General features: G+C 50.7%; 17 protein-coding genes. 2 read left to right on the forward strand and 15 right to left on the reverse strand.

All coding sequences use genetic code 11. The features are described 5' to 3' along the window. Nucleotides 1-5: 5 nt before the first annotated feature. The 3 genes from IMCC21906_RS10065 to IMCC21906_RS10075 form a co-directional block, all read right to left on the reverse strand. Nucleotides 6-437 carry a biopolymer transporter ExbD gene (locus IMCC21906_RS10065; protein ID WP_047012058.1) on the reverse strand — a complete coding sequence of 144 codons (432 nt, stop codon included), beginning with the start codon at nucleotides 435-437 and terminating at the stop codon, nucleotides 6-8. Next, entirely contained in the window at nucleotides 434-1,081 is a 648-nt protein-coding gene (locus IMCC21906_RS10070) for a MotA/TolQ/ExbB proton channel family protein (protein ID WP_047012059.1), read from the reverse strand. The genes IMCC21906_RS10065 and IMCC21906_RS10070 overlap by 4 nt, the downstream gene beginning before the upstream one ends. A 101-nt stretch (nucleotides 1,082-1,182) precedes the next feature. Then, the gene (locus tag IMCC21906_RS10075; RefSeq protein WP_052763483.1) at nucleotides 1,183-3,519 is read right to left on the reverse strand and encodes a DNA internalization-related competence protein ComEC/Rec2; all 2,337 of its coding nucleotides are present in this window, start codon (nucleotides 3,517-3,519) and stop codon (nucleotides 1,183-1,185) included. Nucleotides 3,520-3,621: 102 nt separating this feature from the next. Here IMCC21906_RS10075 and IMCC21906_RS10080 point away from each other — a divergent pair, with 102 nt between their 5' ends. Next, on the forward strand, nucleotides 3,622-4,149 hold the full coding sequence (locus IMCC21906_RS10080) for a DUF2062 domain-containing protein (protein ID WP_047012060.1): 528 nt from the start codon (nucleotides 3,622-3,624) through the stop codon (nucleotides 4,147-4,149). A 23-nt stretch (nucleotides 4,150-4,172) separates the two neighbouring features. On the opposite strand, the gene IMCC21906_RS10085 is transcribed toward IMCC21906_RS10080, so the two are convergent. The 3 genes from IMCC21906_RS10085 to IMCC21906_RS10095 are packed head-to-tail and all read right to left on the reverse strand — an operon-like array spanning nucleotide 4,173 to nucleotide 7,343. Next, on the reverse strand, nucleotides 4,173-5,393 hold the full coding sequence (locus tag IMCC21906_RS10085; protein ID WP_047012061.1) for a lipoprotein-releasing ABC transporter permease subunit: 1,221 nt from the start codon (nucleotides 5,391-5,393) through the stop codon (nucleotides 4,173-4,175). Continuing rightward, a complete protein-coding gene (gene lolD, locus IMCC21906_RS10090) occupies nucleotides 5,393-6,103 on the reverse strand; it encodes a lipoprotein-releasing ABC transporter ATP-binding protein LolD (RefSeq protein WP_047012062.1) in 711 nt (236 codons plus the stop codon). Before lolD ends, IMCC21906_RS10085 begins: the two co-directional genes overlap by 1 nt. Further along, on the reverse strand, nucleotides 6,096-7,343 hold the full coding sequence (locus IMCC21906_RS10095; protein WP_047012063.1) for a lipoprotein-releasing ABC transporter permease subunit: 1,248 nt from the start codon (nucleotides 7,341-7,343) through the stop codon (nucleotides 6,096-6,098). The genes lolD and IMCC21906_RS10095 overlap by 8 nt, the downstream gene beginning before the upstream one ends. A 174-nt stretch (nucleotides 7,344-7,517) precedes the next feature. Here IMCC21906_RS10095 and IMCC21906_RS10100 point away from each other — a divergent pair, with 174 nt between their 5' ends. Further along, complete coding sequence (locus IMCC21906_RS10100; RefSeq protein WP_047012064.1) at nucleotides 7,518-8,621, forward strand: 3-deoxy-7-phosphoheptulonate synthase; 1,104 nt, start codon at nucleotides 7,518-7,520, stop codon at nucleotides 8,619-8,621. 660 nt (nucleotides 8,622-9,281) lie between these two features. Here the strand turns inward: IMCC21906_RS10100 and nqrM are convergent. The 9 genes from nqrM to IMCC21906_RS10145 all read right to left on the reverse strand — a co-directional run bounded on the left by nqrM (nucleotide 9,282) and on the right by IMCC21906_RS10145 (nucleotide 18,066). Continuing rightward, complete coding sequence (nqrM, locus tag IMCC21906_RS10105; RefSeq protein WP_047012065.1) at nucleotides 9,282-9,524, reverse strand: (Na+)-NQR maturation NqrM; 243 nt, start codon at nucleotides 9,522-9,524, stop codon at nucleotides 9,282-9,284. Nucleotide 9,525: 1 nt separating this feature from the next. Then, nucleotides 9,526-10,536 carry an FAD:protein FMN transferase gene (locus IMCC21906_RS10110; protein ID WP_082117547.1) on the reverse strand — a complete coding sequence of 337 codons (1,011 nt, stop codon included), beginning with the start codon at nucleotides 10,534-10,536 and terminating at the stop codon, nucleotides 9,526-9,528. A 4-nt stretch (nucleotides 10,537-10,540) separates the two neighbouring features. Next, nucleotides 10,541-11,764: an NADH:ubiquinone reductase (Na(+)-transporting) subunit F gene (gene nqrF, locus IMCC21906_RS10115; protein WP_047012067.1), complete on the reverse strand. Its 1,224-nt coding sequence runs from the start codon at nucleotides 11,762-11,764 to the stop codon at nucleotides 10,541-10,543. Nucleotides 11,765-11,789: 25 nt separating this feature from the next. Next, a complete protein-coding gene (gene nqrE, locus IMCC21906_RS10120) occupies nucleotides 11,790-12,398 on the reverse strand; it encodes an NADH:ubiquinone reductase (Na(+)-transporting) subunit E (protein WP_047012068.1) in 609 nt (202 codons plus the stop codon). After that, complete coding sequence (locus IMCC21906_RS10125) at nucleotides 12,398-13,063, reverse strand: NADH:ubiquinone reductase (Na(+)-transporting) subunit D (RefSeq protein WP_047012069.1); 666 nt, start codon at nucleotides 13,061-13,063, stop codon at nucleotides 12,398-12,400. Before IMCC21906_RS10125 ends, nqrE begins: the two co-directional genes overlap by 1 nt. Before the next feature lie 3 nt (nucleotides 13,064-13,066). After that, on the reverse strand, nucleotides 13,067-13,837 hold the full coding sequence (locus tag IMCC21906_RS10130; RefSeq protein ID WP_047012070.1) for a Na(+)-translocating NADH-quinone reductase subunit C: 771 nt from the start codon (nucleotides 13,835-13,837) through the stop codon (nucleotides 13,067-13,069). Further along, nucleotides 13,830-15,026, reverse strand: a complete 1,197-nt coding sequence (locus tag IMCC21906_RS10135) for an NADH:ubiquinone reductase (Na(+)-transporting) subunit B (protein WP_047012071.1) — start codon at nucleotides 15,024-15,026, stop codon at nucleotides 13,830-13,832. The genes IMCC21906_RS10130 and IMCC21906_RS10135 overlap by 8 nt, the downstream gene beginning before the upstream one ends. 3 nt (nucleotides 15,027-15,029) lie before the next feature. Continuing rightward, a complete protein-coding gene (locus IMCC21906_RS10140; protein WP_047012072.1) occupies nucleotides 15,030-16,370 on the reverse strand; it encodes a Na(+)-translocating NADH-quinone reductase subunit A in 1,341 nt (446 codons plus the stop codon). 229 nt (nucleotides 16,371-16,599) lie between these two features. Then, nucleotides 16,600-18,066 (reverse strand): glyceraldehyde-3-phosphate dehydrogenase, encoded by a 1,467-nt coding sequence (locus IMCC21906_RS10145; protein ID WP_047012073.1) that lies wholly within the window; start codon nucleotides 18,064-18,066, stop codon nucleotides 16,600-16,602. Nucleotides 18,067-18,213: the final 147 nt, after the last annotated feature.

An 18,213-nucleotide genomic window follows, 5' to 3' on the forward strand; every position in this document is an offset into this window, starting at 1 on the left:
GGAGGTTACTGCGCTCCTTCCGCCCCTTGGGGCTTCTGTGTGGTAAGACTTAGTCGAGCAAATCCCAGTCGTCCTGCCGCATCCATGGCGGTAACAACGGCTTGATGAGGACTGGTGGCATCTGCGGTGATGATCACCGGTAAATCGTCACCGCCCTCAGCAAGCCGGGTCATGGCCGCCATCAAGGCATCAACACTGGTGCCGCTCACGGCTCTTTCATTAATTCGGTACTGCCCTTTGCCATCAACAACAATTTCTAGGGCTGCCCGCTCATCAGATGGCGGCTCCCCGGTAGCCGTTGGCAACTCAATCTGTAAGCGGCTTTCTTTGGTAAAGCTGGTTGATACCATAAAAAATATCAGCAACAGAAAAACCACATCAATTAAAGGGGTCAGGTTGATACCACCCTCATCAATGCGTTGTCGTCTAAACTTCACGAGGCCTTGCTCACCGCAGCCGTGCCAGCCTCTTTAATGGGGGCATCGCCATACATAGCATTGAGCAATTTGATAGATTCTTGCTCTAGCGTCACCACCAAGGCATCGATACGGCGCAGAAAATAGCGGTGCATAATCATTGCCGGAATCGCAACACAAAGACCTGAGGCCGTCGTGATTAGCGCTTCAGAAATCCCCCCCGCCAACACGGCGGTATTACCGGAGCCCTGGATCATAATATCGGTAAAGACCCGGATCATCCCCAGCACCGTGCCGAGCAAACCCAACAGCGGTGCCACGGCGGCAATGGTTCCCAATGCATTTAGATAGCGCTCCAGGCCATGAATAACATGTGAAGCCGCGTCTTCAATGCTCTCTTTCATCACCTCACGGCCATACTTGGCATTACTTAAGCCCGCAGCCAGAATTTGCCCCAGTGCCGAACCCCGGCGCAATTCTCGCATTTTTTCGGCATCAAGCTTTTTGTTGGACAGCCACTTCCAAACCTGATTCAAGAGGTTTTTTGGCGCTACTTTCTCTGGATTCAATTCGAGAAACCGTTCAACGCAGATCGCAACCGCAATGATTGAGGAGAGAATGATTGGCAACATTAGCCATCCCCCCGCTTTCACCAACTCCAGCACGGATATACCCCGGTGTTATTATCAAAGCGAGCATTATACGTAGTGACGCCCCCACTAAGAAGCGAAAAGCCCTCAAGGTTCTAAATTACACAAACAGCTAGCTAATTTTTGCATTTGGCTTGCTCTTCGGGCTGCTCCCAAAAGTAACTTCCCCGCCGCCAAGGCTGCAGCAAAACAATGCCTTGTGGCGCCAACTCAACCGCGATACTGCCCTCTGAGCCAGTATGCCAACAGCTTGCGGCGCCGGCACGTCGATAGCGCTCCATCACTGCCGCCGCCGGGTGGCCATAAGCATGCTTATACCCAGAAGAATAAACCACTAGGGACGGTGACACGGCAGCAATAAATACCTGACTGGAAGAGGTTTTGCTACCGTGGTGAGGCGCAACAATCACTGCACTTTTCAGTTCCTGCTGCCACATTTGACCCAATACCGCCTCTTCCAGAGACGAGATATCGCCGGGAATAAGACTGCGGCCACTGCCCTGCCCGACCGACAATACACACGAGGCAGCATTGCCAGTTTTGGAGGTGCTGGCAGGCGGAGACAGAAAACGAAAATCGACCCCATCCCACTGCCACGACTGTTGTAAATGACAGTGGCTACTGTCAGCACTACTGAAAGGCAGCGCGGTCTCCGCTGCCTCGCCTCTATAGACCTTAGCCACCGTGATGTGCCTCAATAAAGGCGTCACCGCACCAGCATGATCCCGATCATTGTGACTGATCACCAGTGCGTCTATCTCGGTGACGCCAAGTTGCCGAAGTGCCGGTATTACAACCGCATCGGCAGTGTTAAAGCCGCCATCGAAATCAGGCCCCGCATCAAACAACAAATGATGATTGCGAGTGCTGATCAACACCGCAAGACCTTGACCGACATCCAACACTCTCAGCACGTAATGGCCAGCAGGCGGAGTGTTAACGGGACGCAGAAACAAGACTGACATCAACACCAGTGCCACGCCTTTTCCGGGCAGCCCCCGCCTCAGCAAAATCACCGCGCCGATCAACGCCGCCAATACTGCAACCGACGATGTGGCAATGGTGACCGGGGCCACCGTGCGTTGTAATAAGTCCAGGCAAAGAAACAAGCCCTGCAATACATAATCGGCAAGCTGCCAGCCATATTCAGCTGCAGTAAATTGGAACACACTTAATACATAACTCAGCAATAACAGCGGTAACACCAACAAGGCAATAATCGGGATTGCAATTAAATTAGCGGGCATGGATAACGGGGCAACGGGAAACTGCCACGCCAGCAGCAATGGCAATAAGCCCAGCCCCAACAACCATTGGGCCTCAAAAAGGCCAGCGGAAAAACGAAGGTAGGAATTCTCTCGTCGGTATGAATAAAAACCCTGAAACCGCCAAAACAGAAAACATACCGCCGCAAAAGACAGGTAAAACCCCGGCTTATGCGCCGCCAATGGATCAATAATAGCCACCGCCAACAGCGCAAGACTTAAACCATGCCAGGGGGTAATTTTTCTAAGGCTTAACTGCGCCAGACAAATGACTGCAAGCATCATCAGGGCCCGCTGGGTCGGCAATGCAAACCCAGCCATAGCACCATAAATCAGAGCGAAGCACATGGCCGTAATTGTCGGCAAGCGAATCGCCACCGCACTGTTAATACTGATTCCAGCAAATAGTCTGCCGAGTAAATATCCCCAAAAAGCCACCAGCCCGATATGCATACCCGAAATGGCCAATAAATGACTGGTGCCAGTAGCGCTTAATTGCTGCCAACGCTCAGAAGACATGCTACTGCGATCACCAAAGGTTAACGCCAGCATCACATCGCCGTTTTGATAGTCGCTCAGCCTCTCTTTTAAGCTGCCGATCTCTAAATCGCGCCACGACAATGTGGAGCCCCCGCCCGATTTTATGTGCTGATTTATTTGCCGAACATATCCCGATGCAGAATAACCGCTCACAAACAACCAGCGGCCATAATCAAAGGCCCCTTTTGATAGATAGCCTTTTGGACGCTTTAAGCGAACTATGGCATCAACCGTATCGCCATTGTTCAGGGCTTGTTCGCCGTAATAATTCAGCCGCAATTTACCGAGATAAGATGGGCAAGGCGTAGCCTCACAATCGAACAAACTGACAACACGGGCATCAAAACGGTATGCTGGTCGCCCACCAGCCCGCTGTTGAGGTTGGCTGGTGATGTCGATTTTTACCTGTAGATCCTGCCCTTCTAGATTGTAGGGCAGCAGATGGAGGAGACGGTATTCGGCATAAAAGCTGGCATAGGTCAATCCCATTAAGGCCGCCAACAACAGGCCAACAAGCTGGCTGCGGCCCCGGATAACGCGGTACAGTAACAATAGGCAGCAAGCCGCCAAACACAGCGGTAGAGGCAAAGGTCGGGCAAGATATCCGCTGATCAGGATAGCCGCCGCTGTCGTCATCCATGACAACATGCTGGAGTCCCTTGAAGGATATGTGCATAATAGCGCCGCCTTTTACTGGCGCAGGCAGTTTGCCATTACTTCTCTCACCATGTAGCGAGTACCTCAGGGCACATGGCTCGTAAATTCTTAAAACGCATGTTACCCGCGCCAGAAAAAATGCGCGAGCATCCCTCTCTGCGAGTCTTTGGTAGCCTCCTGCACGACCCCAACTTGTGGCATTTAAATCGTCGTTCAGTAACCATGGCGGTTTTTATTGGCCTGTTTGTCGCTTTTATTCCGTTTCCGTCGCAAATGCTGCTGGCGGGTCTCGCCGCCATTATTTTTAGAGCCAATTTGCCGTTATCGGTTATGTTGGTGTGGATTACCAACCCGGTAACCATTCCCGCCATTTTCTACTTTACCTACAAAATTGGCGCACTGGTGCTTGGCATCGACACCCACCCCGTTCAGTTTGAACTGTCCTTTCAGTGGTTTGAAGAAGAATTAGTACAGCTGTGGAAACCTTTGCTGCTGGGCTCTGTGGTCACTGGCCTGTTCTTTGGTCTACTGGGCGCCGCTATCGTCCATACCTTGTGGCGGGTGCATGTAATTCATCGTTGGCGCAAGCGCCGCCAACTTCGCAGTCGGCAGCGGCGTTAATTATTATTTGAATTTATAAGACCTTATCCATGCCGTAAAGCTTCTGCGGGAGGCATTCGTGAGGCTCGCCAAGCGGGATACAAGGTTGCTACCAAACTCATTACATAGGCTGTGCCACAGACACTGGCAATATCACCCCAACGGAGCGCTGAGGGCAAATAATTAATCGGATACACATCGCTTTGTAGCAATTTCATATCCAGCGCATTCTCAATGGCGGCAACAATATCGCCTATCCCCAGCGCTAAAAGCACCCCGAGCACGCCCCCCGCCAACGCGCCGACGCCAGCGATCACAGCACCGTACACCAGGAAAATGCGCAAAATATCCCCTTGGCTCGCCCCCTGACTGCGCAAAATAGCAATGTCAGCTGACTTGTCATTCACCACCATTACCAGGGTTGAGACGACATTGAAGATAGCGACGGCCACCACCGCTAGGAGCATAATCACCACCAGCTTTCGAGACATTTGAATGGCGTGATACATATTGCCAAACTGCTGACTCCAATCACGGATGATATAATCTTGGCCATGCACCGAGGCCAATTCCCACGCTACCCGGGGCGCATTAAACACATCATCGATACTGACCCGCAGCGATAAGGTTTGACCGCTGGGCAGCAAACGAGCAGCCGTTTCAAGACTGGATAACAGTAATTGCTGATCTAGCTCGGTGCCCGTGGCCACCGTCGCTAATACTGGCAGTTTGGCAAAGCGAACATCGTTGCTGTCACTGGATTGAGGGATCCCCAAGCTGATATTTTCACCCACCTCCACGCCCAGCTTTTTCGCCAGCGCATCACCTAATACCAGCCCTTCTCTATTGCCTTCTAGCAAGCCCAGGTCGACAAAATCGCCAACCCGAGACACCTTGCGCTCGGCAGCAGCATCAATACCCAATAACAATGACGGTTCAACGGCATTGCCTTTTATCAGCATTACGTTGCCTTGTAAAAACGGCGCTGCAGCCGTCACGCTGGGGTGCTGTTCAACCTCCGCTTTTAAAGTCTGCCAATCCCCCCTGTCTTGCTGCCAAGGTTGAAAGGTAATATGCGGCACCAACGACAGAATGCGACTGCGCATTTCCTGATCAAAGCCATTCATGACCGACAACACCACAACCAATAGTGCCACGCCTAAAATCAAACCCAGCATCGACAACCGGGATAGAAACGACACCAGTTGATTGCCACTGCGATCCATGGAATAACGCAGACCAATTTGCCAGGACAAGCCCCGCATTAGCTGGCGTCCTCTTCACTCAAATGACCATCGCGCAGGTGCAAAATCCTATCCATGCGCCCGGCAAGATCCATGTCGTGGGTGACAATCACCAAGCTAATTGCCAGCTCTCGGTTTAATTCTAGCAACAGCTCCTGAACTGACATGGCGGTATCACCATCTAAGTTACCTGTGGGTTCATCCAGCAGCACACAGGACGGCGTATTCACCAGTGCCCGCGCAATCGCGACCCGTTGACGTTCACCACCCGAAAGTGCAGAGGGCCGATGGCTGAGGCGATGGCCTAAACCAACTCGTTTCAACAGATCCCCTGCTTGTAGCAGTGCCTGTTTACGAGACATGCCACCAATTAACAGTGGCATTGCCGCGTTTTCGACCGCAGAAAACTCGGCCAGCAAATGATGAAACTGATAGACAAAGCCCAGCTCTTTATTGCGCAACAGACTGCGGCTGCGATCATCCATCGTCGCCATATTCTGGTTTGCCACCTCCACTCGCCCTTCTGAGGGGGTATCCAAGCCACCCAGCATATGCAGCAGTGTTGTTTTACCCGCGCCAGAGGGGCCGACAATAGCCAAACGCTCGCCCCGGCAGATTTCCAAATGAATATGATCAAGAATCTGGAGTTTTTCCGGGCCTTGTTGATAGTGCTTACACAGCGCCTCGCAACGCAACACTAAAGTGCTAGGGTCAGTAATCATCTCACTCATATCGTAAGGCCTCAGCCGGTTGCACTTTTGACGCCTGCCATGCCGGGTAAAGCGTCGCTAAAAAGCTTAATGACAAGCCAGCGATGCTCACACCCAGGGCATCTTGCCAGTGCAACTCTGACGGCAAATGGGTAATAAAATAAACTTGGGGGTCGAAGACCTGGAGGCCAGAAACCTGCTCTAACCACGCCACTATATCGCCAACATTGGCAGCCACCGGCAAGCCAATGAGCAAGCCTAGCAATACGCCAATACAGCCGCTGGCCATGCCGTACACCATAAACACCTGCAGGATAGTTATCGGGGTCGCCCCCATGGTTCGCAGCACCGCTATCGCACCACGCTTATCCGACACGGCCATGGTTAAAATAGAAATAATATTGAACGCGGCGATAAGAATAATAAAAAGTAGCAGCAGCCGAACCATGGTTTTTTCCATTTTGACCGCTTGAAAAAGACTGCCCTGGCTTTGGCTCCAATCCTGACTGCGGCTACCCGCTGGAAAACCCGCAGCCAATTCTGGCAAACGCAGGGGGGCGGCAAACATATCCGTCAGTTCCAGCCGCAAGCCCTCAACATCATTGCCATACTGATACAACTTTTGAGCATCGCCAATATGAATAAACGCCGTGGTGGCATCCAGCTGTGCCCCCGCACTAAACACCCCTAAGACATGGAAATCTCGCTGCCGGGGGAACAATCCCATAATCGTGACCGTTACCTTTGGCAAGGTCACCGTAATTTTATCGCCAATACTCACGCCGAGTTGTCGGGCGAGAATATCCCCCATTACGATGCCATAATCACCGGCCTCAGCAGGCAAACCTCTACCTGCCAGAATACGATCAAACACCGCCGACACATCTTTCTCAAGCTGAGGATCAACACCGTAGAGTGCCACGCCTCGCAATCCCGCGGGACCGGTGAGCAAGGCTTTGCCCCCGATATAGGGCGCCACGCCAACGACATCGTCTTCTTGAGCCAACGCTGACTGATATTGCTGCCAGTTCTCGAGTCTGCCCCTTGGACCTTCGATGTAGCCATGGGGCACCACCGACAACACCCTCTCCCGCAGTTCGCCTTCAAAGCCATTCATCACCGAGATAACAATAATCAGGGCGCAAACCCCCAAGGTCATCCCCAGCAGTGAAAACCAGGAGATCAGGGAAAAAAAACGGTCGTTACTGGAAGCGCGCCGAAAATAACGAATGCCGATGGCAAGGGGAAGAGGTAAAGACATGATTCTGAGTTTTAGGCATCCGGGTAGTTATTCTGGCACTATACTATCACTGTAAAGATACGCACTGTAGAGATAAGAGTTTGTCGTTATTTATCGATTGCCTGTTTGTTATGACCGCTGACGTTATATCGATAGTAACGTACCTACACCACCGCAAAAACATTAGGGAATTTTATGTTACTGATACTTCGTCCCGACATTTCCCCCGGCGATGCCGCTTACCAAGAAACCCTTAAATATCTGGACGCATTGCCAAACGTAGAAGTGCGCCAACATGAGGTTCAGGGCCAACTCCAGGCGTTAACTGAAATCTATCTATTAGGCGACACACTGGCACTGGACAAAGACGACATCGAAAGCCTGCCGGCGGTTGAACGCGTTATCCGTATCTCAGAAGAATATCGCATTCTTGGCCGCCACAGCGATCAGGAACGCGTTACCGGCTTTCAATATCAGGGGCTTAATTTTGACCAAAAAACCTTGCACGTTTTTGCCGGCCTGTGCGCCGTCGACAATAAAAAACATGTAGAGGAAATGATGCGTGCCCTGCAAGCCAACGGCCAGCAAACCACTCGTATGGGGGCTTATAAGCCCCGCACCAACCCCTACGCGTTTCAGGGCCACGGTAAAGAATGTCTTCCATGGGTATTTGAGCTTGCGGGCAAATACGGCATTAAAGTCATCGCCATGGAAGTCACCAAAGAACAACATGTCGACGAAATTAACGAAGCCCTGGATGCCACCGGCAATCCCTGTGGCGTCATTCTGCAAATTGGGACCCGTAACACCCAAAACTTTGAGCTATTGAAAACCATTGGCAAGCAGCAACGCCACCCAGCCCTGTTAAAACGCGGCTTTGGCATTACCCTGAACGAATCCCTGAACGCCGCAGAATATCTAGCCAGTGAAGGTAACTCTCAAGTCATCTTCTGCCTGCGCGGCATGAAAAGCGACTTCGGCGCGCCCCATCGTAACTTAGTGGACTTTGCCCAAGTTCCCACCATTAAACGCCTAACCCGGATGCCAGTTTGTATCGACCCCTCCCACTCAGTCGGCAGCCGCGAACGCGCCCCCGATGGCGTGCTTGAACTCTGTCACGCCACGTCACAGGGCATTGCTGCCGGGGCTAATATGGTATTGGTAGATTTTCATCCTGCGCCGGAGAAAGCATTGGTAGATGGCCCTCAAGCCATGCTGATGAGTGAACTGGAGCCTTTTCTCAAAGATGTTGAGATTGCCCGAGAAGCGTATTTAAAACGCTGCGCAGTGTGGCAGTAAGGCGCGTTGCGCCTTAGCAAACTAAGCGAGATTAGCTAATGCCTGATTTCTTCAGGTGGGAGCTTGTGTCTTATTCTCGGTCGTTGGCTTTTTTATTTGTGTTGTGGGTAGAGATAGCTGGTTTCGCCCAGCTGGGCGAGTAACGTTTCTTTGAATGGCCAAAGAAACGTTAGCAAAAGAAAGGCCACCCCATTTCGCGGTCTGCGGCGATAAAGCTGCCATAGATTCCCTGCGCGCCTCCGTTATCACGGCGCGGAAAAAACGTGCCTGCGGCTCAAACCGTTTTCCGCTTATACCCGCGATAACTTGCGGTGCTCGGCAGCTTCATAAGGAGACGAGCCCCCCTTTGAACTCGGCGAGCATCACAGAAACACTGTGGGAGTTTTTTAGCGAGGACTGCTTGAGCCGCAGGCGAGTTCCACAGCGATCCCATTGTGTTTTGAGAAGCACAGTGAAGCCGTAGGCCGAGTGATCGGGGTGTGCTTTTCTTACTTACTTCTTTTTCACATAAAAAGAAGTAAGTCGCCCACTTGGGCGAAACCCCGCTAATAACTCATACGTCGCGATTAAAACAAAACGTCAAAAATACAAAAACCCGGCATTGCCGGGTTCAAAGCCTGTAATTAGCTTAATCAGCGGCATGCCAAGCACGCCAAAAACTTACTTACTCGCGTCGTAAAACGACGCTCCCCCCTGTTTGGCAGAAACAGCGGCATCGCTACTCTGCTCTTCACACTTGTTGGGATCATTACCACAAAGATCACACACATACTCAGGGTCGGCCAACGCCGCGCCGACGCCCCCACAGGAACCGGCAATGGGTTTGCGCCCCATGAGGACACCAATGGACATCGCGCCCACCACCAGCATCATAAAAATCATTGCCGCAATTATGGTAGCCATATTACTGCTCCTTCAAATAAGGTTCGAATGCCTTGCTGTGACGACTGGCAAAACCCTCGTCGGTTTTCTCGATGATATACACCGGAATGCCCTGACGATTCGCCACTTCTAAAGTGTGCTCTACACCCATAACTGAAAACGCCGTCGCCATGGCATCTGCATAGGCACATGATGGATCCAGAACGGTAACAGATGCAAGTCGGTGTGTTATCGGGCGACCTGTACGCGGGTCGATGGTGTGAGAATAGCGCACGCCATCTTCTTCAAAATAGTTGCGGTAATCGCCCGAGGTGGCAACTGCTATTTCGGCTAAACGAATAGGCAAGGTCTCGGTAGCGTTGGGATCTGGGTTTTCTACCCCTACCCGCCAGGCATCACCGCGAGGGCTTTTGCCCGCCACACGCATCTCACCACCGATTTCCACCAAATAGTTTGTCACGCCGAGGGATTCCAGCCAAACGGCTGCAGCATCGACCCCATAGCCCTTGGCAACGGCCGATAAATCCAGTTGCACAGCTGCGCGACGAAGAACCTTTGGCTCCAGCATATCCATTTCTAGCTGGGTATAGCCCACATTTTTCAACGCTGCCGCAATCGCATCGTCAGCCGGGACGCCATGCGCTTTATCCGGGCCAAAGCCCCACAAATTCACCAGCGGACCCACGGTAATATCAAAGGCGCCACCGCTAAGCCAACTCACTTCTGTCGCGATATTGAGCATGGCATAAAGGGGCGGACTGACCTTTTGCCACTCCCCCACCTTGCTACGATTAAGCTTGTTCAGCTCAGAATCTTCGATATAGGTTGAGGCAATGCTATTAAAGTGTTCGAGCTGAAAATCCAGATCTTTTTTAAGCTCATCACTACGCAATTCACCGGGGTTCACCAAGGTAATGTGGTAAGTCGTACCCATGGTATTCCCACTGAGCAGAATCACCGCTTCAGGGTCGGGATTACAGCCCACCAGAAACAACAAAAGCAGCACCAAGGCTGCTTTTGGGATGCGAAGCATCAGCTTATCCACCGAAATCATCCAGCATGATATTCTCGGGCTCAACGCCCAAGTCTTCCAGCATTTTGATCACTGCAGCATTCATCATTGGCGGCCCACACATATAGTACTCACAATCTTCTGGAGCTTCGTGATCCTTCAGATATTGCTCATACAACACAGTGTGGATAAAACCGGTCAACCCCTCCCAGTTATCTTCTGGTTGTGGGTCTGAAAGGGCCAAATGCCATTCAAAATTATCGTTCTCTTCGGCAAGTTTGTCGTACTCATCCATATAGAAGGCCTCGCGCAGAGAACGCGCGCCGTACCAGAATGAGATTTTACGCTTGCTACCGAGGCGCTTGAGCTGATCAAAGATGTGAGAACGCATAGGCGCCATACCGGCACCACCACCGATAAACACCATCTCGGCATCCGTTTCTTTGGCAAAAAATTCACCAAAGGGACCGGAAACCTTCACTTTGTCACCCTCTTTGAGATTAAACACCCAAGAAGACATTTTGCCGGCCGTTAAGGACAGGTTATTCGGCGGCGGCGTAGCGGCACGAATATTAAACTTAACAATGCCCCGCTCTTCTGGGTAGTTGGCCATGGAATAGGCACGAATTACCGTTTCTTCCACTTTAGACTCTACATTGAAGAAACCAAAGCGCTCCCAATCACCCCGAAATTCCTCAGGAATATCAAAGTCTGAGTATTTTAAATGGTGCGGAGGACATTCCAGCTGCACATAACCGCCAGCACGGAAATCCACGTTTTCGCCTTCGGGCAGTTTTAGCGTTAGCTCCTTAATAAAGGTAGCAACATTGGGGTTGGACTGAACCGTACATTCCCATTGTTTAACGCCAAACACATCTTCAGGCACTTCAATCTTCATATCCTGCTTAACCGGGGTCTGGCAGGACAAACGCCAGCCTTCTTTGGCTTCGCGAGGACTAAAGTGGGCTTCTTCCGTGGCCAGCATTGAGCCGCCACCCTCTTCCACAATGCACTTACACTGGGCGCAACTACCGCCGCCGCCACAGGCAGATGCGAGAAAAACACCCTGGTTGGATAATGTTCCCAACAGCTTATCGCCAGATGGGACTGTAATGGTTTTCTCGCCATTGATTTCAATGGTTACATTGCCACTGCTCACCATACGCGAGCGGGCAACCAAAATAATGAACACCAACGACAATACAATCGCGGTAAACATTACGACACCGAGAACAACTACCGTATTCATTCAAACGCCTCCAGTATCTTCTCGGTTATAGGTCAATGCCGCCGAAGGACATAAAGCCCAACGACATCAAACCAACGGTGATAAAAGTAATGCCAAGGCCACGCAGCCCTTCTGGCACATCGCTGTACTTGAGTTTTTCGCGGATACCAGCCAAGGCCATAATCGCCAATGCCCAACCGGTACCAGCGCCAGCACCGTAGACGACTGAATCAGCAAAGCCATAGTCCCGCTCAACCATAAACAAGGAGCCGCCCATGATGGCGCAGTTAACCGTGATCAGTGGTAGAAACACGCCCAAGGCGCTGTAGAGTGCAGGTACAAATTTATCCAGAAACATTTCCATGATCTGAACGATTGCCGCAATAACACCGATATAACTCAACAGGCCCAAGAAACTCAGATCAACATCTGGGTAACCTGCCCATGCCAATGCGCCTTCACGCAGCAAATAGTTATAGATCAGATTGTTTACTGGAACGGTGATGGTCAGCACCACGATAACCGCAATACCCAAACCGATAGCGGCTTGAATTTTTTTAGAAATCGCCAGGAACGTACACATACCCAGGAAAAACGCCAGGGCCATGTTTTCGATAAAGACCGACCTCACGAAGAGGCTAATATAATATTCCATCAGAAAGCCTCCTTCACGCTGCGGGTATTTTTGGTGATTTTAAATTCTTCTTTTTCTACTTGCTCAGACTTCCAGGACCGCAATGCCCAAATGAACATGCCGATCAGGAAGAACGCGCTCGGTGGCAACAATAACAAGCCGTTGGGTACATACCAGCCGCCATCAGTTACCAATGGAAGAATTTCAATACCAAAAAGCTTGCCGGAACCAAACAGCTCACGAATCACAGCAACTGACAGCAGTACAACGCTATAACCCAAGCCGTTACCAATACCATCGACAAAGCTGGCAATGGGTGGATTCTTCATCGCAAAGCCTTCAGCGCGGCCCATAACGATACAGTTGGTGATAATCAAACCCACAAACACCGACAGCTGCTTGCTGATGGCAAACGCGTAGGCTTTCAATAGCTGATCTACCACGATTACCAGCGAGGCAATAATCACCATTTGCACGATGATCCGTATTGCACCGGGAATATGATTACGAATCAATGACACGGTGAAACTGGAAAAGGCCGTGACTAAAATGACCGAAATACACATTACCACGGTAACTTTAAGACTTGAGGTCACCGCCAATGCCGAACAAATACCCAATATCTGTAGGGCAATCGGGTTATTTTTAAAAACGGGACTGGTAAGGGCTTCTTTCAACGTCGCCATAGCTTAGGCCTCCCCTGACCGAAGATTTTCAAGAAAAGTTTTATAACCCATTTCGCCCATCCAGAAGCGAAGCAGGTTGGCAACACCACGGCTGGTCAAGGTTGCCCCCGAAAGCGCATCCACCTTGTTTTCAGCATTAGGCGTACTGCTACTAACATTGCCTTTTACCAAGTCGATGGCTACTTCTCCATCGTCATATATTTCTTTACCGGGCCATAGGCCTTTCCATTTGGGATTATCGACTTCACCACCCAAGCCTGGCGTTTCACCGTGTTCGTAAAAACCCAGACCGGCAACCGTATTGAAGTCACCTTCCAATGCCAAAAAGCCGTAAAGCGTCGACCAGAGACCATAGCCACGAACGGGCAAAATCAAGCGTTCATAATTGCCTGGCTCACCAACGAGGTACACCTCGGCAAAATTTTCGCGACGCTTAATTTTTGCCAGATCTTCACTACCGCTAAGATTGATCGAGGTGTCAGGATTTTTCGCGACTTTCATCTGCTCAAACTTTTCCCCTGACATTTCCTCGGTGAACTTACCAGTGCGCAAGTCCACAATGCGGGTCGTGATCTGCTTGAATTGCTCATCAATACTGCTGCCCGCTTCCAACATGCCCGCCGCTGCGAGGATATTGGCCTTACGGTCCTGTGCCTTATTGGCAACTTGTGCCGGTTTTAACAGTACCGCCGCACTGGCTACTACCAAAGAGCAGACAATACAGAGGGTAAACGCAACCAGTAGCGTTTTTTTAATGCTGTCGTTACTAGCCACGTGCCAACCTCCGCTTAATATTCGCTTGAACTACAAAGTGGTCAATAAGAGGAGCAAACAGGTTAGCAAACAGAATCGCTAACATAATACCCTCTGGAAATGCCGGGTTAACCACCCGAATTAATACTGTCATTACCCCAATCAGCGCGCCGAATATCCACTTACCGGTATTAGTCATCGACGAAGAAACGGGGTCAGTCGCCATAAACATCATCCCGAACGCAAAACCACCTATCACCATATGCCAATACCATGGTGTGGCCATCATCGGGTTACTGCTTTCGAGGCTATTAAACAGCATGCTCAGGCCAACCATACCGATCATGACACCGGCCACAATTCGCCATGAGGCAATACCTGTCCACAACAGCACTGCACCACCGATGAAAATGGCTAATGTAGAGGTTTCACCCATAGAACCGTGGATATTGCCCAAGAAGGCATCCATCCAAGTGATTTTTTCTTGCACCATGGCAATGCCATCACTGGCGGCTACTGACAATGCCGTCGCGCCGGTATAGCCATCCACTGCCGTCCATACTGCGTCGCCAGATAATTGCGCAGGGTAAGCAAAGTACAAAAACGCGCGGCCGGTCAAGGCAGGGTTCAGGAAGTTTTTACCGGTACCGCCGAACACTTCTTTGCCAATTACCACACCAAAACTGATACCCAGCGCTACCTGCCAAAGCGGAATGCTTGGCGGGCAGATCAGTGCAAACAGAATAGATGTTACGAAAAAGCCTTCGTTGACCTCGTGACCACGTTTCATGGCAAACAGCACTTCCCAGAAACCGCCAACAAGAAAGGTGACCGCATAAACTGGAATAAAGTACCAAAAGCCGTGCCAGATATTGTCCCAAATGCTACTGGGATCATAGCCGGCAAACATGGAGATCATCACATGGCGCCAGCCCTCACCCGCAGCCAAACCGCCGTCGAGCATAATGCTGTTGGCCTGAAAACCAATATTCCACATGCCGTAGAACATGGCCGGAAAGGTACAAAACCACACCGTGATCATAATCCGCTTCAGGTCCACACCATCGCGAACATGCGCCGTGGTTTTGGTCACCGAAGAAGGTGAATAAAAAATAGTGTCTACCGCTTCATAGAGGGCATACCATTTTTCATAGCGACCGCCTTTTTCAAAATGCGGCTCAATATCGTCTAAATATTTTCTCAGTCCCATGGCTTAACCCTCTTTCTCAATACGAGTCAGATTGTCCCGAAGGATCGGGCCGTACTCGTATTTGCCCGGACAGACGTAGGTACACAATGCCAAATCTTCTTCATCTAGCTCCAAACAACCCAGCTGTTGAGCAACAGCGGTGTCACCCACAATCAAAGACCGTAATAACTGCGTAGGTAGAATATCCAGCGGCATCACTTTTTCGTAGGCACCCACCGGCACCATGGCGCGTTCACTACCATTTGTGTTGGTGTTGTAAGCCAGTTTTGGCGAGAAAAACTGACTTAAGTAGATACGCAATGAGGAGTGCTTTTTCGCGCCGGGCGATAGCCAGCCCATAAAATCTCGCTGATGGCCTTCGGCAAGTACGCTCAGTTGGTTGTGATAACGCCCCAGATAGCACAGCGCGCCTCTGGCCGTACGCCCACCTAACACCGAGCCAGAAATCAGTCGATTGTCACCCGCTTTTAGTTCACCAGCACTCAGCTCTTCCAGGTTTGCACCGAGACGGGTGCGCAGAAGTCGTGGCGACTCAACCTGCGGACCTGCCAAAGAGACAACCCGCTCTGGATTCAATTTACCAGTGGTAAACAAGCGACCTACAGCAATGACGTCTTGGTAGGAAATATGCCACATCACTCGACTGAGGCTAGCGCCTTCTAAGTGATGAATATGGGTGCCCGGCAAGCCTGCAGGATGCACACCGCCAAACTCCGCAACATGAAGCTGATCATTGTCCAGGCTGGGAATGTCTTTACCCGGTGCAGTACATAAATACACCTTGCCCTTGGTCAACCTGCATAGAACTTCTAAGCCATTGCTAAAATCTTCAGCGGCTTCAGCAATCACTAAAGCGGGATCAGCCGCTAAAGGATGGGTATCAATCGCAGTGACAAAAATAGCGGTGGGATCAGATGTTGGCGATGGCACTTTGCTAAAAGGCCGAGTACGAAACGCCGTCCACAAACCAGAATTTACAAGATTTTCTTTTACTAATTCGTTACTTAGCGTCGGTATCTCAGATGCTTTATAACTTGAAAAGGTCTCAAATTCGTCTTCTTCAACATCGATAACCACCGACTGAAGAACCCGCTTCTCGCCGCGATTAATGGCAGACACCACCCCGGTTGCAGGCGCGGTATAGCCCACACCCTCGGTTTTCTTGTCTGTAAAAAGCAGTTGTCCGGTCTTAACCCGGTCCCCCACTTTCACCGCCATCGTTGGCTTCATACCAACATAATCAAAGCCGAGTACGGCGACGGATCGCACTTTGGGACCTGCCTCGATGCGCTGTTCTGGCGCACCGGCGATAGGCAGGTCTAGCCCCCTGGTAATTTTGGTCATAAGGTTGCCTAACACTCTTACGGTTAAACGCGACATTGCAATTTTGCACGATCTTGAGCACCGAAAGATGCTCGGGGAGGGTCTGTATCTCTGCCGCAGTACACTGCTTATTAAAAACAGCGCGCAAATGAGTCTCCGCTGCGCGCCGTTAATAACAGATGACCATGCGGTCTTAAAAAATATTGCCTTGTGAGACCCGCTGCCCCCTCCAGTTCAGCGGGGCCTCGGCTTACTCTTCTGGGTATATTGAGTAGGTAACGCCTGCCATTTGTTCCAGTACACGGTGTACCTGGCAGCTATAGCCAAACTCATTGTCATACCAACAATACAAAATAGCTGACTTGCCATTAACAATAGTGGCTTCACTATCGAATACGCAAGCGTGTCGAGACCCCACAAAATCACTGGACACCACTTCTGGCGAGTTGGAGTAATCGATTTGTTTACGTAAGGGCGAATGCAGCGCCACTTTGCGCATAAATTCGTTTAGCTCATCCTTATTGGTCTCAGTTTTGAGATTCAATTTTAAAATGGCCAAGGACACATTAGGCGTCGGCACCCGAATCGCATTTCCGCTCAACTTGCCAAGCAACTGTGGCAATACCTTACCGACTGCTTTCGCAGCGCCCGTTTCGGAAATAACCATATTCAATGGTGCACTACGACCCCGACGATCACCTTTGTGGTAGTTGTCAATCAGGTTTTGGTCGTTGGTATAGGAGTGAACGGTCTCAACGTGACCGCCTTCAACACCAAAGCGATCATCCAAAACTTTAAGCGGTGGCGCAATGGCATTAGTCGTACAGCTGGCAGCGGAGATAATGGTGTCATCATCGCTGATCAAGTCACTGTTAACACCGTGGACGATATTCTTCATATCGCCTTTGCCTGGTGCGGTTAAAATAACTTTAGAAACACCGGGGCAGGTCAAATGTACCGCTAGACCTTCTGCATCCCGCCATTTACCCGTGTTATCAACCACAATAGCGTCATTGATACCGTATTGGGTATAGTCAACTTCGGTAGGTGACGCCGCATAAATCACTTTGACTTCAACGCCATTGGCGACAAAAGACTGTCTTTCTTCATCGACACGGATAGTGCCTTGGAAAGGACCGTGTACCGAGTCGCGGCGCAACAAGCTGGCACGTTTAACCAGATCGTTCTCTGCACCACCAGGGCGAACGACCACGGCGCGCAAGCGTAGATTTTCACCACCGCCCGACTTCTCTATAAGGAGGCGCGCCATTAATCGACCAATACGACCAAAACCGTATAACACCACATCTCGAGGTGGACGCACGGGTTCCACAGTACCGCCAATTAAATCGGAAACCTGGCTACGCACAAACTCTTCAACTGACTTACCCGCCGGCTTCCCTTGCTCTTCATAAGCAACAGCAATACGACCCGCGTCAATATGCGCTGTACCTAGTTCTAAAGTGGCAAGTGCTTGAATAACGGGGAAGGTTTCAAATTCAGAAAGCTCGTTTTGCTCAACTTGGCGAACAAAGCGATGAGCTTGCATGATGTCAAGAACTGAAAGGTTTACCAGGTTCTTTCCGTAGATGTAGGTTTTTACATTGTTGTTGCGGTAGAGCTTACCAATAAGAGGGATCATACCCTCTGCGAGGGCTTCGCGTTCTTTCCAATCGGCGAAGTAATCATCAGGACGCTCACGTCTTCTTTCAGTCACGACTTAACCCTTGTACTTAATTAGCGGCAGAAATTGTGCGCGTATTATCTTTGTTACCGGCCTTTAGTTCAACTGCCACTCAACAGCAATCCTGCACTTGAGGGCACAGAGGGGGAAAATTTCCCTAAAAAACACCGCTTTGACACC

The organism is Spongiibacter sp. IMCC21906, from assembly GCF_001010805.1.
Lineage (GTDB): Bacteria > Pseudomonadota > Gammaproteobacteria > Pseudomonadales > Spongiibacteraceae > Spongiibacter.